Below are 12955 nucleotides of genomic sequence, written 5' to 3' on the forward strand. Positions count from 1 at the left end.
AGGCCGGTCCAGCTCTGATTGAAGACTACATTACAGCGTCGGTATAGCGCTGGATCCAGTCATCGCGGACAGATGCCAGATAGGCTGCATCGACCTTGTTGGCGCGTTCCTTGACGACCTGAGGCGAGGGAATGAACGAGCTCGACTTGGCCGCGTCGGAAAGCTTGGCATCCTGGTTGATCGGCCCGTACCAGACCTCCTCGGCCATCTTGCCCTGAACCTCGGCGTCGAGGGCGTGATTGAGCAGGGCGTTGATTACTGCAACGTCGCCCGGATGGCCTTTCGGCACGACCATGTATTGCAGGTCGACGAAGAACCCTTCAGCGAGATCGTAAGTGCCGCTGACATTGAATTCCGGCTTGGGGATGAACGGCGAGAGTTCCAGCGGCGAGTAGACGCCGCCGGCATTCAGCGCACCGGTGCGGAACAGGTCGCCGATCTGATTGGCGTTGGACGTGACCGTCAGGTACTTTCCCTTCAGCTTCTTGAGGATTTCGAAGCCGGCATCGGGGTTCTGCGCGTCGCCGCCTGCTGCCTTGGCTGCGACAATGATGAGTTCAAGGGCATAAAGATTGTCGGCCGGCGGCAGGAAGATCTTGCCTTCGTTGCCGGCATTCCAGATCACGTCGTAGGATTTTGGCGCCTCGGGGTAGGTCTTGGTGTTGAACACCAGCCCGTCGCTCCACAGATAGTAGCCGACGCCATGCCCCTTGGCGCCCGTCTGGTATTCTGGAAGCACTCGCGCCAGATTGGGTATCGCAGCGGTGTCCGGTTGTTCGAGCATGCCGGCATCGGCCAGCGAATTGGCGCCGAAGCCCGACAGGATGACCACGTCATATTGCGGCCTGGCGGCAGACGCCCTGATCTTGGCGATCATGTCCGACGTGGTGCCGGTAAGATCGGCGACGACCCGCGCCCCTGTCTTCGCCTCGAAAGTCTTCAAGATGTTCTTGACTGCCGCCTGGCCCGTCGCGTCCGACCACGTTAGCACACGGATTTCCTTGCCGGCGAATTCTTGGGCCGCTGCCTTTCGCACGAAAGGCGAAGGCAAAACAGTCGCCGCCGCCGCGGCGGCCGTCCCTGCCAGGAATGTCCGGCGCCTTAGAAACGTATCGAATAGAGATTTGTCTGACATTTGAATAGCTCCCATTGTTGGCTCAGCCCATTGTTGGCCGATCACTTGATCAGCAGTTCACGCCTATTCGAGCCTGTTAGGCGCTCAACCCCATTGTGCGTAACGACGACCGTCTCGCTGATGCCGAAGCCGCAGGCGAGCGCCAGCATGTGCAAGGCCATGCCTTCCTTCAATTCCCAGTCTTCCTGCTCGTTGAAATCGAGTGCTTCCCACTCCGCGGTCTTTGGCGGGAAGCCGATTCCGGTCGAATACCCTGTACGATTGTAATATTCGGGGCGGATCTTGCGGATCGGCTGGCGCACCAGCGCGTCGATCTCGCGGGCCGAGGCTCCCGGCTTCATTGCTGCGATGCCCGCGTCCTGCGCCGCGATGACGATATCGGCGGCCTTCTTAACCGCGTCAGACGCTTCGCCGATGGCGACGGTGCGCATCTGGGTGGCGTGATAGCGCTCAAGGCAGCCATAAAACTCGAACATCACCAGCTCGCCGCGACGGATGATCTTCGGCGACCAGTTCGCGTGGCAGACATTGTAGCGGTAGCCCGACATGATGTGGTGTGGCAGCCCGGTGTACTCGCAGCCGGCATTGACGCCTGCCGCAAACACAGCAGCCGCCACTTGCGCTTCCGTCGCCCCGTCGCAGATGGTGGCGAAGGCGACCTGCTGCTCGATCTCAGCGATCTGTGCGGCCCGCCGGATATAACCGACCTCGGCAGGCGACTTGAGCACCCGGACCCGGTCGACGAGCAGGCTAGCATCGACGATGGTGGCGTCGCCGAGCCCCGCCGTGATGGCATCCGCGTAGGCCGAGGTCAGGAACCAGCAACGCTTTTCCAGACCCACGCTTTTACCTGTGCAGTTGAACGAGCGCACGATAGCCAGGGTCTTCTCGACCTGATCGTCGCCTTCTTTCCACGTGGCTGCATCGTCCAGCCAGGAATACTCGTCGACATTGCCTTTCTCCAGAAATCTGAGCAGCAACTGCGGATCGCCATCCTGGCCGAGGATGACGGTCTGGTAGGCGAAATAGCCGGAAGTCTGATGCCCGGTCAGGTAGTAGATATTTTCGGGCGCGTGCAGCAACAGGACGTCGATACCCTGATCGGACATCGCCTTCTGCACGCGCGCTACGCGTCTGCGAAATTCTTCAGTCGTGAAAGCCTGGCGGTTACCAGTCATCTGCTCAGCCTCTGTATGTGATGTGCAAGTGGCGCAAGAACGAATCGAGGTAGGCGGCCTTCACGGATCCGGGGGTGGACCGAGGGAGGTGTTCGGCCGCGCCGCGCGAACCGTGAAGACCGCGTCGACCGCCGCTTTCCGCCTGGAATCGGACGGCCGTGTTCAAGGAATTTTCTGCTTTTACGAAACGCGCCACCGAGAACGGATCGATCGGCGTCGTCGTTTCGCCATCCAGCGCAAGGTCAGCAAGAATGGCCCCGACGGCCGGGCCGAGTTGGAAGCCATGACCGCAAAAACCAAACGCATGGTAGAGACCCGGCGTCGACGTGGAAGGACCGATCACCGGGATTCCATCGGGCATGCGTCCCTCGATTCCGGACCAGGTGCGGATGATGTGGGCCGACGAAAGACGTGGAACCAGCGCCAACGCCAGCCGTGCCGCCTCGGCGGTTACCTCGGGCAAGGGCCGGGCGCGAATCGTGTCCCGGTCGGCACGGCCCTCCCCGGCGCCGAAGATGACGTTGCCGCGCGGGATCTGGCGAAGGTAGATGCCGCCGCCGCAGACGCCGATGTTGGGAACGATGAAGTAGGGCAGTGGCTCGGTCACCGCCATGTTTGGAGCCATGACATCTTCAGGAATACTTTCGCCAAACGTCTCGGCAATCTTCGATCCCCACGCCCCTGCCGCATTGATGAGGCGAGCGGCGCGAAAGCTGCGGCCATCGGCGAGGCGGAGATCGAAACTCTTGCCGTCAGCGGCGAGTTGAACGACTTCGGCAGCCTCCACTGCCTCAGCTCCGGCTTTAGCGGCGGCGCGGGCAAAGGCCGGCGCCACCAGCCTTGGATTGGCGTGGCCATCGCCAGGGCAAAACGAACCGCCGACGACATTCTCGCCCAGATAGGGATAGCGCCGGCGTATCTCCTGCTTTCCGATCAGTTCGAGGTCGAGCCCGAACTCGATAGTGTCCCGCGCATAGACCTGCAGTTCGGCCATCTGCGCTTCGGTTACAGCCAATTTCAAATGGCCTGAGACGGCGAATTCGCAATCGGTCCCCAGCAACTCCGGCAGTCGTTCCCAGATTTTGCGACTGCGAACCGCGATTGGCAATTCGGCGACGTGGCGGCCCTGGCGCCTGACACCACCATAGTTGACACCGCTCGCTTGGCTGCCGATGCGTCCACGTTCCAGGAGGAGGACGCGGCTGCCGCGCAGCGCAAGGTGAAGTGCGGCCGATGAGCCGACAATGCCGCCACCGATGATTGCCACGTCATAGGAGGTCATTGGGCGGCCTCCTCACGGAAAACGGCCATCGGCAGCGGTTTTATCGGCGCCTGACCGCGCAGCCGCGACACCATTGAAATATCGAGGCCGGCTGCCGAGGCGGTGATCTCGGCAGCGGCCGTTTGGCAGACCCGGCCCTGACAGCGCCCCATGCCGACACGGGTGAAAGCCTTGACTCGGTTTATCTCCGCTTGCCCTTGCCCTCGAACTGCCTCGCGCATCGCTCCGGCGGCGATGCCCTCGCAGCGGCAGATCATCAGGCTGTCGTCACACTGCTGCGCCAGCTGATGGGGAAACGGGAAAGCGCGCGACGCCATCGCATCGCGAAAGCGAAGCCAGCGGTCGATACGACGATTGAGCGACCTTACTATACGCCTGGCATCGTATTGACCGATATCATGCAGCACGGCTTCGGCAGCCCTCGCCCCCGACAGTTCCGCCGCCTGAGCCCCCGCAAGCTGCATTCCGTCTCCCGCCAGGTAGATACCTTCCACGCTTGACCGGCCCCAAGCGTCGACGGCAGGGAGCCACTGGCGCAGCGACGGATCGAAGTCGAACTGCACGTCCAGCAGATCCGCCAGCTGCGTTTCCGATCGCAAGCCGAAGCCCATCCCGACGGCGTCGCAAGCTATCGTAGTTATCTTGCCCTCGCCTGTCGTATAGCGGACCACGCCGACCCGTTGTCCGCTACTGGCGTCGATGGCGACAGGGGTGATACCCGACCTGATTGTAACACCGGCCGCGACCAGGCGCGCCACGTAGTACAGACCCTTGAGCAAAGCCGTACCACCCGCCATCATTGTCGGTGCGGCACGAACCTTGCCGGAAAGCGGCGCTGTGTCGAGCACGGCGGCAACGTCGACCCCAGCCTTCATGTACTGGTAGGCGATAAGATAGAGCAGCGGGCCTGTTCCCAAGAAGACGGGCCGCGCGCCGATGGCGCAGGCCTGGTACTTCATCGATACCTGGGCCCCACCAAGCGTGAAGACGCCGGGCATGTCCCAACCCGGTATCGGTATGACGCGGTCCATCGCCCCGGTTGCCAGGATCAGGCGGTCCCAGAGCAAATGACTGGCACCATCGCGGTCGATCACATCCAGCCGCCTGCCCTCGGCGGACCAGACCGAGGTACTCGGCCGATAATCGATCGATCCGGCGAGTTCGTCGAATGTACGATGCAGCTTGCAAGCGCGCTCTGCCTCGAAACCATAGAGGTCTTTGGGATCCCGGTGCAGTTCGGCAGGCGGCCTGCGGTAGATCTGGCCACCGGCAGCGACGTTTTCGTCGATGACCACGGGACGATGCCCTGCCCTCACCAGCCGCTCGGCTGCCCGCACGCCGGCCGGACCGGCCCCGACAATCACGATCTTAAGCACGGGCGCCGATCTCCGTCGAGATGTCCATATTATCGGCGACCAGCGTCGAGCAGGCGCGAACACGTCGATTGTTCACTTCCACCCAGCAATCCTGGCAGGCCCCCATCAGGCAGAAGCCGGCGCGATAGCCATCTCCGAACTCGAATTTCCTGAGGCGCGGTGCCTGGGTAAGCACGACCGTCAGCACGGTATCGCCAGCCAGCGCCGAAATAGCCTGGCCGTTGACCCGGCAGCGAACTGGCGGCCGTTCGGCACCGGCAATCCGTACCAATTGAGCCCCGCTGTCAGCCACATCTCACCTCCGATTGCCCAATCACTATATTCCATATTATGACATTTACAATGCGTTTTTTTCATATAGTGATACATCTTATCCGGCAATGCGCCGGGCTTTTATGCAAGAGGCAGCAGGTTGATGACCATCGTAGGGGATTTCGCGCAGTTCCTGTCTGGCATTGGGGACATCGAACCGGAGCCGATCGAAAAGGCCAAGGCGGCCGTTCTGGACCTGGTCACCGCGGCAGTCGCCGGAGCCGATGCGGAAGGCACGATCGCCGCTCATAAGGCGGCATCGGCGGTCTGGAAGGAAGGCGATGCGGCGGTCTGGTTCTCCGACCGCCGCATGAGCGCCCCCGGGGCTGCGTTCGTCAATTCAACCAGCGCCTCTATCCTCGATATGGATGACGGGCACCGTGCCGCGGCCGGCCATCCCGGCGCCTCGATCATCCCAGCGGTCCTGGCGACGGCAGCCACCCATCGCTGCGCGCCCGAGAGGATCTTGACCGCCATCGTGCTTGGTTACGAAATTGCCGTACGCGTCGGGTCGTCCAGGGATTTCGCATCGCTGACGACCTTGGTCTCGGGTCCATGGGTAGGATACGGCGCCGCCGCCGCAGCGGCATGGCTGCGCGGGCTCGATACGCAGGCGATAGAACAAGCCATCGCCATCGCCGGCACCACGGCACCCAATCTCTCGGCAATCGCCTATTCGAAGGTGATGGGCAACCACATCAAGGAGGGTATCCCCTGGGCGACCGCGACCGCCCTGGTTGCTGTCGAACTCGCTGCGGCGGGCTCCACCGGCCCGGTCGACCTGCTCGACAACGAATCATTGTTCAACCGCAACCAACTTGTCGACGGCCTCGGGTCCAACTGGGCGATCAACGGCATCTACTTTAAGCCGTATGGGTGCTGCCGCTGGGCACATTCGGCCATCGATGCAGTGCTGTGGCTTCAATCCCAACACGGCATAGCGGCACAGAACATAGAGACCATCGAGATTGACACCTTCTCCTGGGCATTGCGGCTCAACAACGAAGTCGCGCCGCGTACGGTCGAATCCGCGCAGTACAGCGTACCTTTCTGCGTCGCCATGGCGCTGACCAAAGGCGCCGGGGCTCTGGTCGAGGTCGAGCCGCCGCAGATCGCTGATCCCGAGACGCTTGCTCTGGCAAGGGACGTAAGGCTGCGTGTCGATCCGTCATTCGACGCGATGTTTCCGCAATCGGTTCCGGCACGCGTGCGCATCACCACCAGGGACAGTTCGATGGTCAGGGAAGTGGCGGCGCCCCTTGGCGAGCCGACAAACCCGATGGACTGGACGGCGCTACAGACCAAATTCCGCACTGTGGCCGACCGACGGCTGGACGAACATTGCCGCGACCGCTTTCTGACCGCGTTCGAGGACATGAAGCAGGGCCGCCTCGAAAGCCTGCTGGCCGCATTGGAAATGCCGCTGGTGCGGGGATCGCGGCAGGCGAAGGACGCATAGCTTGCACCGAGCCGCACAACTGGCTTCCTACCGATCACTCGTGTAATTCGGTGCACGACCACGAAAAGGTCTCCAACTGGCCAAGGAGCGGAACCCGCCGTGAAAGACCCGGAAGACAAGGCGACCGGCACGCAACTGCTCGACCGAGCCGTGGCGATCCTGAACCATCTGGGCGATGTCGGTCGGAACGGGGCGCGCGTCTCTGAAATTGCCGAGACCTTCGACCTCAATATGTCGACGGCGCATCGCATCATTGTCGGCCTGGAGCGGCATCGTTATGTCGAGCGGGACGACGCAACCAAGCGCTACCGGCTTGGTCTGGCGCTGTTCGCGCTGGGAGCCAGGGCAGCCGACACGACCGGCATGCGGCGCGTCTGCCATCCGGCATTGATGCGCATTGCTGTCGAGACCGGCGACACGGTTTTCCTGATGGCTCGCAACGGGTTCAATACGGTCTGTGTCGACCGCCAGGATGGAGGCTACCGAATTGACAGCCTGACCGGTCAGGTGGGTGGGCAAATACCACTCGGCGTTGGCCCCGCAAGCCAGGCTATCCTGGCGATGCTGCCGAGTAAGGAAGCCGAAATCATACTCGAGGCAAACGCCCAGCAATTCGCGCGCTATAACGGCCTCACTGTCGATGCGATCAAGCGTGAGCTCGTTGAGATTCGGCAACGACGCTTTGCAGTGGATGATGGTCATCTTGTCGAAGGAATTTCGGCGGTCGCTGTTCCCATAGTCATCACCAGCGGTGAAGTTGCCGGATCGATTGCTATCAACATGACAAGCGCTCGGTTGCGAAAGGGCCGTCTTGACGACTTGGTCAAGATACTGCGGCGGGAAATCGCTGAAATCGAACGGACAATAAATCCGCATGACGTGTCAATCGCCGGTTGACGTCTGCCGACGACGGCAAGTTTCGGCCCAGACATTGTGCTGGGCGCGAACCGGTTCCGCAGCGATGCTCTCAACCATTCAGTTGTGAAGATTTAGATCGCCGTTTCTTGAATTGGGGCCAGACGATCAAGAGAACTGTGCCCTGTATCACGACCCCTGCCAATGTGACCATCGTGGCAACAGCTGCAACGCCTGGTGTAAGTTCCACATTGAGGGATCTCCACATCAAGCTTGGCAGGGTCAGCGTTGAGCCTTGCCCGACGAAAATCGCGACCACTGCTTCATCAAATGAGGTCATAAACGAAAGTACCGCTCCGAGGATAATCGCAGGGGCGATGAAGGGAAGCAGTACGGTACGCCACGCATAAATCCTCGACGCGCCCAGCGTTTCGGCGGCATCGATCAAACCATCGTCGAAATACTCCAACGCAGTCGACACTGTGACGTAGATAAACGGCATTATCAAAATTGCATGCCCCAACGCGATACCTAACTTGGTTCCCACAAGGCCAAGCTTGGCGAAGACGAAAAACAGCGCAATGGCAAACACGATGAGCGGAATGATCAACGGGCCCACGGTGAGGAAATTGACGACGCGCCGCGCTTTCTCGGGGAGCCGATAAGATGCAACTGCCAGGCTGACAGCGCAGGGGAGTGCGATCAAAACCGCAAGGACAGCAACTTGAACCGAGGTTATGGCTGCCTGTACCCAGGCTGTGCTGCCAAGAGTCTCTCCATACCAAAACAGCGAGAATGCCTGCGGCGGGAACGACAGAAATTTCCCGGACGACAGCGACATGATTCCGATAATCGGCAGGGGAAGCACGAGAAAGAGCAGGACGACATAGATCCAGACGTCCAGCAAGAAACCACGATTGGAATTTCGATCCAAAGGACTCATCGTGCCACCACCTCTGTGCTACTTGAGGACGCTGCAATCTTTAGGATCGCGGATAGCGTGACGTTGCCATCGGATGCGACAGAACTACAGACGCGCTCTGCCGTCTCTCGATCCAATCCGTATCGGGCAAGCGTGCGGAACTTCTCGACGATTTCGATGCGCTTCATGGGATTCATCGCGTCGCCTTTCGGAAAGTCGACTTGCTGTTCGATCGTTTGGTGACGAGTGACGAGTTCAACACGGGCAGCCGTTCTTCCCGGGAATAATCCGTCGAGGACAGGGTCGATTTTCACTCGAACCTTTTGAGCGAACACGATCCGCCTTCGGTCGTTCATGTCGCCCATGTCAGGGGCAAGGAGCGATCCTGCGCCTTCGAGCGCCGCGACCGCGAGACAGTAGGGGACGCTGAATTGCGCCTCGAAATGCGATGAGGGGCTTGTTTTGTTGTTCAAACGCGCAGCAGGGCCAATGGTATGCACGATAACCGCTTCAACATCTTCCGCTGCAACTTGGTTGGCGTCCATCAGGATGAGGAGTGCGTCGATAGCTGCATGGATCCACCGGCAGCACGAATAGGGTTTGGTGTAGGCGGCATCGACCTTGAGGCCTGTGCCAAGACCGGCTGTAATTGCCTGCACATCGAAAAGCGCCGGAATGTCGAATATATCCAGCGAAGCCGTGACGCCTTGCTCGGCGAGGCTGACCGCGAGAAAACCATTCAGCGTACTCCAGGCGATACCTTCCTTCACTTGGCCAAGTTGTCGACTGGCGCCGCTTGGAATCTGGCACGCGCGATGAGTTCCCGCGATCGCCAGGGACTGCGCGAGCGCCACTTCGTCCAGTCCTCGGAGAAATCCGACGCTGGCCGCAACGGCGATCGAAGCCCATCGGCCGGTCGCATATTCGTGCCTGTCGATCCGATTGGCCTGAGCTGCTGCTATCCTGATACCGATTTCGTACCCAATTGCGATGGCGCACGCCAAACGCTCCTCGCCGGAACTCAACGACTCGCCCTCGGCAAGCACCGCAGAGATGATCGGGGCACCCGGATGCCCGATGGCTTCTCGATGGCCGTCGTCGACGTCCATTGCACTGGCGGCGGCACTGTTGGCGAATCCAGCCGCGCACGACGTCAGGCGTCTGTCCGTGAACCACACGCTGGATTGCCCAGCCTGGAAAATATCTCCGGCTACGGCCCTCGTCGCCCGAGCGGGGTCGCTTGGGAAGCCGGCCGCGGCTGCACCCACAAGATCAATTGCCAAATCGCTGATTTTGTATCGCGTCGAGGGGAACATGTCGGAGATCGTGAATGCTCGTATGTACTGGGCGAGGGTTTCGGCTACGAAAGACATTCCCACCTCACTTGTCGTCAATCGACGCCCAGCATCGATCCTTGAGTGATCGGGCTATCGCTTCGATTGCGATCTGATTTCGCAGGCCGTCGCTGAAGTCAGGCCCTTCCGGGCTCGCGATCCCGCGTATCTCGTCGACAAATCGCCGAGCCAGACATCCAGCAAAGCATTCTCGCCAAGTTGTCGCCCATTCGATTCCACGCAGGTATTTCTCTGAGATGTCGAACGGTTTGAAATCGCTTGCCTGGTCGTTGTTGCCGAGAACCTCGGCGAACGGCCAGTTCCTGGTCATCCGCCAGCCAAGAACGCCCATGTCGCCGATCACTGCGACCTGAAAGCCGAAATTTACCAACGAACTCCAACTCACATGGAACTGACCTTCTGCACCTCCCGCGAACTTCACAAGCCAGGAACAGGTGTCGTCAACCGTGACCGTCCGCAACGCGCCCGTGGCCGGATCGGGCCGTTCGTCAACCATCCGCACGGCGTTCGCGCAGACTTCGGACATTTCGCCGACCAACCATCGGCCCAGATCGAGTCCGTGGCAGCCATATTCCACAAAGGCGCCTCCTCCCGTACGCTCCGCGTCCATCACCCAATGAAAGGGCTCGGCTTTGTCAAAAAACTGGGGGCTATTGTTGAAGAATACAAAGCTGTGGACCGTGCCAACGTAGCCATTCTGCAGAAGCGTCTTGAGTTGCCGCATCGCAGGACTGTATCGAAGCACAAATCCGAGCTTGGTCACGACCTGCGCCTTGCTGGCGATTTCGGCCAGTTCACGCGCTTCTCCGACGGTTCGTGACATAGGCTTTTCGCAGAGCACGTGGATGCCTGCCTGGAGTGCTGCTTTCGCCACCGTGTAATGTGTGTCCTCCGGAGTTGCTATGACGATTGCGTCAAGACCGGCCGACAGCATCGTCTCCACATCGTGATGGACGGCACAGTCCGAAGCTCTCGCTGCGAGAAACTTCGCGCGGGCAAGATCCGGGTCGGCGATACCGACGATCCTGACGTCAGCCAGCCTGGAGAGCGAAGGAACGTGCGCGCGTTCGGCCCATAGTCCCGCGCCGGCGATGCCGACCCGAATCGGGGCATTGGCGTCTCTTGGTCCAGCCCACGCGGTCATGTCGTTCTGCCCGTCTTCGGCATGGCCAAACTTCTGATCGCCCACAAACACCCGATGGTTATCAGAAGAAGGACCATTCCACCGGCCGAAGCAAAACCAAAGTCGCCGAACTGCGTGACGCTACGCGCAATCAGCTGGGCAAGCATGGTCTGCCGAGGTCCTCCAAGCAGGGCCGGCGTGATGAAGAAGCCAACGCCGATGATGAATACCACCGACGCCCCGTTAACGATCGCTGGAAGGGCTAGCGGGAGATACACTGTCCTGAGTGCGAACCAGTGCGACGCGCCGAGGCCCTCGGCAGCGCCCAACAAGTGATGCGGGACTTTTCTGAGGCCAGAAAATGCCGTCAGGATGTAGATCGGCAGCAGGAAGTGTACCATGCCGACGAGAACGGCTGTCGGCGTCGCGAGCAGCGTGTATCCCGGCGCTCCAAGAATACCGAGAACTCTGGCCAACGGACCTTGGGCGCCGAAGATCACCATCCATGCAAAAGTGCGGATTAGCGAACTCGTGAGAAACGACAAGACCAGGACAGCCAGGGTAAACCCATTGAGCAGCTTCCGATCCGAGTGTGCGAGACTATACGCAACGGGCGTCCCGACGATCGCACAAAGCCCCGTTGCAATGAATGATATCCATATCGTCCGCCAGGCAACACGAAGATAGGTGGAAGAGGTCAGGAGCGTCTCGTAATTGCCAAACCCGAACTGGGGGTCAGTAACACTGCGCAGGGCCATCACGCCAAGTGGGAGCACGAACAGAGCCAGGATGAGCAGCAATCCCGGGCTGACGGCGATGAAGTTCAGGGCCTTCGGCGACACGATCGGAGCGGTCATGCCGGCACGACTGCGATTTTGTCCAGCGGCCACGCTGCGGTCGCATGCCCTCCCGGGATGTGATTTGTCCTACAATGGGCAGTCAGAGCGCCGAGCTCAGTTACCAAAACGACCTCGTAATGTGTTCCCATGAATGTCGTTTTTTGGATGGTCCCGCTCACCACCACATGATGAGCGGACGTTCCATCGCCGAACTCGGCATCTCCCGGTCGAAGCACAAGTCGGACATCGTGGCTGGAGTCTGGCCATTTCGCGTTTGAATTTGGCAGTAAGCACTCAGTGCCGTTTGAAAGCGCTACGCCCAAGGATTGATCACTTCGGTCGATGACGAGCGCGGAGACGAGATTGCTGTCTCCCATGAACCCGGCCACGAAGCTGGTCCTGGGATGAAGATAAAGCTCCTCGGGGCTCCCAACCTGCTCAAGCCGGCCGTCTCTCAAAACCACGACAGTCGTGGACAGGGCGAGTGCTTCGCTTTGATCGTGGGTAACATGGATGAAGGTGATCCCTACATCGTGCTGCAGTTGCCTGAGAAATTCCTGCATGTCGTTTCTTAGATGCTTGTCGAGTGCTCCCAAAGGCTCGTCCAACAGCAAGACCTTCGGCCGGCAGACGAGACCGCGCGCAAGCGCCACCCGCTGCTGCTGGCCGCCGGAGAGTGTATGAGGATAGCTGTTCGCCCAGTTCGTCAGCTGGACTCGCTCGAGATACTCATCCGCGAGGCTTTTGCGCGCGGTCTTGCTGAGCTTTCTCACCCGCAAAGGATACTCAATGTTTTCCCTCGCGGTCAGGTGTGGAAATAGCGCGTAATTCTGGAACACCATACCGAGCTCGCGCTCGCGGGCACGGCGCATGGTGACGTCGACCCCCGAGATGCTAACACTTCCTTTGTCGGGCGCGCCAAAACCGGCAATGATCCTGAGAAGTGTCGTCTTGCCTGAGCCGCTAGGGCCGAGCAGCGTCGCATATGCGCCGTTTGGGATTTCCAAGTCGATGCCGCGAAGCACCTCTTTGTCTTCGAAACGCTTGCATATCCCTTTGATGGATATGGCGGCACCGACTTGATCTTGGTCCATTGGCACCTTTCCGGGAGCGATAGCG

At 60.3% G+C, this 12955-nt stretch carries 12 protein-coding genes; 2 read left to right on the forward strand and 10 right to left on the reverse strand.

Annotation, left to right across the window (positions count from 1 at the left end):
* Nucleotides 1-25: 25 nt before the first annotated feature.
* Genes NKH36_RS24865 through NKH36_RS24885 form a run of 5 tightly spaced genes read right to left on the reverse strand, consistent with a single transcriptional unit; the run spans nucleotide 26 to nucleotide 5263 of the window.
* The gene (locus tag NKH36_RS24865; protein WP_352958850.1) at nucleotides 26-1135 is read right to left on the reverse strand and encodes an extracellular solute-binding protein; all 1110 of its coding nucleotides are present in this window, start codon (nucleotides 1133-1135) and stop codon (nucleotides 26-28) included.
* 41 nt (nucleotides 1136-1176) lie between these two features.
* Nucleotides 1177-2313, reverse strand: coding sequence for a M24 family metallopeptidase (locus NKH36_RS24870; RefSeq protein WP_352958849.1), 1137 nt, complete (start codon nucleotides 2311-2313; stop codon nucleotides 1177-1179).
* Nucleotides 2314-2317: 4 nt separating this feature from the next.
* On the reverse strand, nucleotides 2318-3595 hold the full coding sequence (locus NKH36_RS24875; protein WP_352958847.1) for an NAD(P)/FAD-dependent oxidoreductase: 1278 nt from the start codon (nucleotides 3593-3595) through the stop codon (nucleotides 2318-2320).
* Complete coding sequence (locus tag NKH36_RS24880) at nucleotides 3592-4971, reverse strand: FAD/NAD(P)-dependent oxidoreductase (RefSeq protein WP_352958845.1); 1380 nt, start codon at nucleotides 4969-4971, stop codon at nucleotides 3592-3594. The genes NKH36_RS24875 and NKH36_RS24880 overlap by 4 nt, the downstream gene beginning before the upstream one ends.
* Nucleotides 4964-5263, reverse strand: a complete 300-nt coding sequence (locus NKH36_RS24885; RefSeq protein ID WP_352958843.1) for a (2Fe-2S)-binding protein — start codon at nucleotides 5261-5263, stop codon at nucleotides 4964-4966. Before NKH36_RS24885 ends, NKH36_RS24880 begins: the two co-directional genes overlap by 8 nt.
* 123 nt (nucleotides 5264-5386) lie before the next feature.
* Between NKH36_RS24885 and NKH36_RS24890 the strand changes: the two genes are divergently transcribed.
* Nucleotides 5387-6742, forward strand: a complete 1356-nt coding sequence (locus tag NKH36_RS24890) for an MmgE/PrpD family protein (RefSeq protein ID WP_352958842.1) — start codon at nucleotides 5387-5389, stop codon at nucleotides 6740-6742.
* 150 nt (nucleotides 6743-6892) lie between these two features.
* Entirely contained in the window at nucleotides 6893-7639 is a 747-nt protein-coding gene (locus NKH36_RS24895; protein WP_352958840.1) for an IclR family transcriptional regulator, read from the forward strand.
* Nucleotides 7640-7709: 70 nt separating this feature from the next.
* Here the strand turns inward: NKH36_RS24895 and NKH36_RS24900 are convergent, their stop codons facing one another.
* Genes NKH36_RS24900 through NKH36_RS24920 form a run of 5 tightly spaced genes read right to left on the reverse strand, consistent with a single transcriptional unit; the run spans nucleotide 7710 to nucleotide 12930 of the window.
* A complete protein-coding gene (locus NKH36_RS24900; protein ID WP_352958839.1) occupies nucleotides 7710-8540 on the reverse strand; it encodes an ABC transporter permease in 831 nt (276 codons plus the stop codon).
* On the reverse strand, nucleotides 8537-9892 hold the full coding sequence (locus tag NKH36_RS24905) for an MmgE/PrpD family protein (RefSeq protein ID WP_352958837.1): 1356 nt from the start codon (nucleotides 9890-9892) through the stop codon (nucleotides 8537-8539). The genes NKH36_RS24900 and NKH36_RS24905 overlap by 4 nt, the downstream gene beginning before the upstream one ends.
* A gap of 7 nt (nucleotides 9893-9899) precedes the next feature.
* Nucleotides 9900-11063 (reverse strand): Gfo/Idh/MocA family protein, encoded by a 1164-nt coding sequence (locus tag NKH36_RS24910; RefSeq protein ID WP_352958836.1) that lies wholly within the window; start codon nucleotides 11061-11063, stop codon nucleotides 9900-9902.
* A complete protein-coding gene (locus NKH36_RS24915; protein WP_352958835.1) occupies nucleotides 11015-11854 on the reverse strand; it encodes an ABC transporter permease in 840 nt (279 codons plus the stop codon). Before NKH36_RS24915 ends, NKH36_RS24910 begins: the two co-directional genes overlap by 49 nt.
* Nucleotides 11851-12930 carry an ABC transporter ATP-binding protein gene (locus NKH36_RS24920; RefSeq protein WP_352958833.1) on the reverse strand — a complete coding sequence of 360 codons (1080 nt, stop codon included), beginning with the start codon at nucleotides 12928-12930 and terminating at the stop codon, nucleotides 11851-11853. Before NKH36_RS24920 ends, NKH36_RS24915 begins: the two co-directional genes overlap by 4 nt.
* Between the last annotated feature and the right edge of the window lie 25 nt (nucleotides 12931-12955).

The organism is Mesorhizobium sp. M1312, from assembly GCF_040318115.1.
Lineage (GTDB): Bacteria > Pseudomonadota > Alphaproteobacteria > Rhizobiales > Rhizobiaceae > Mesorhizobium.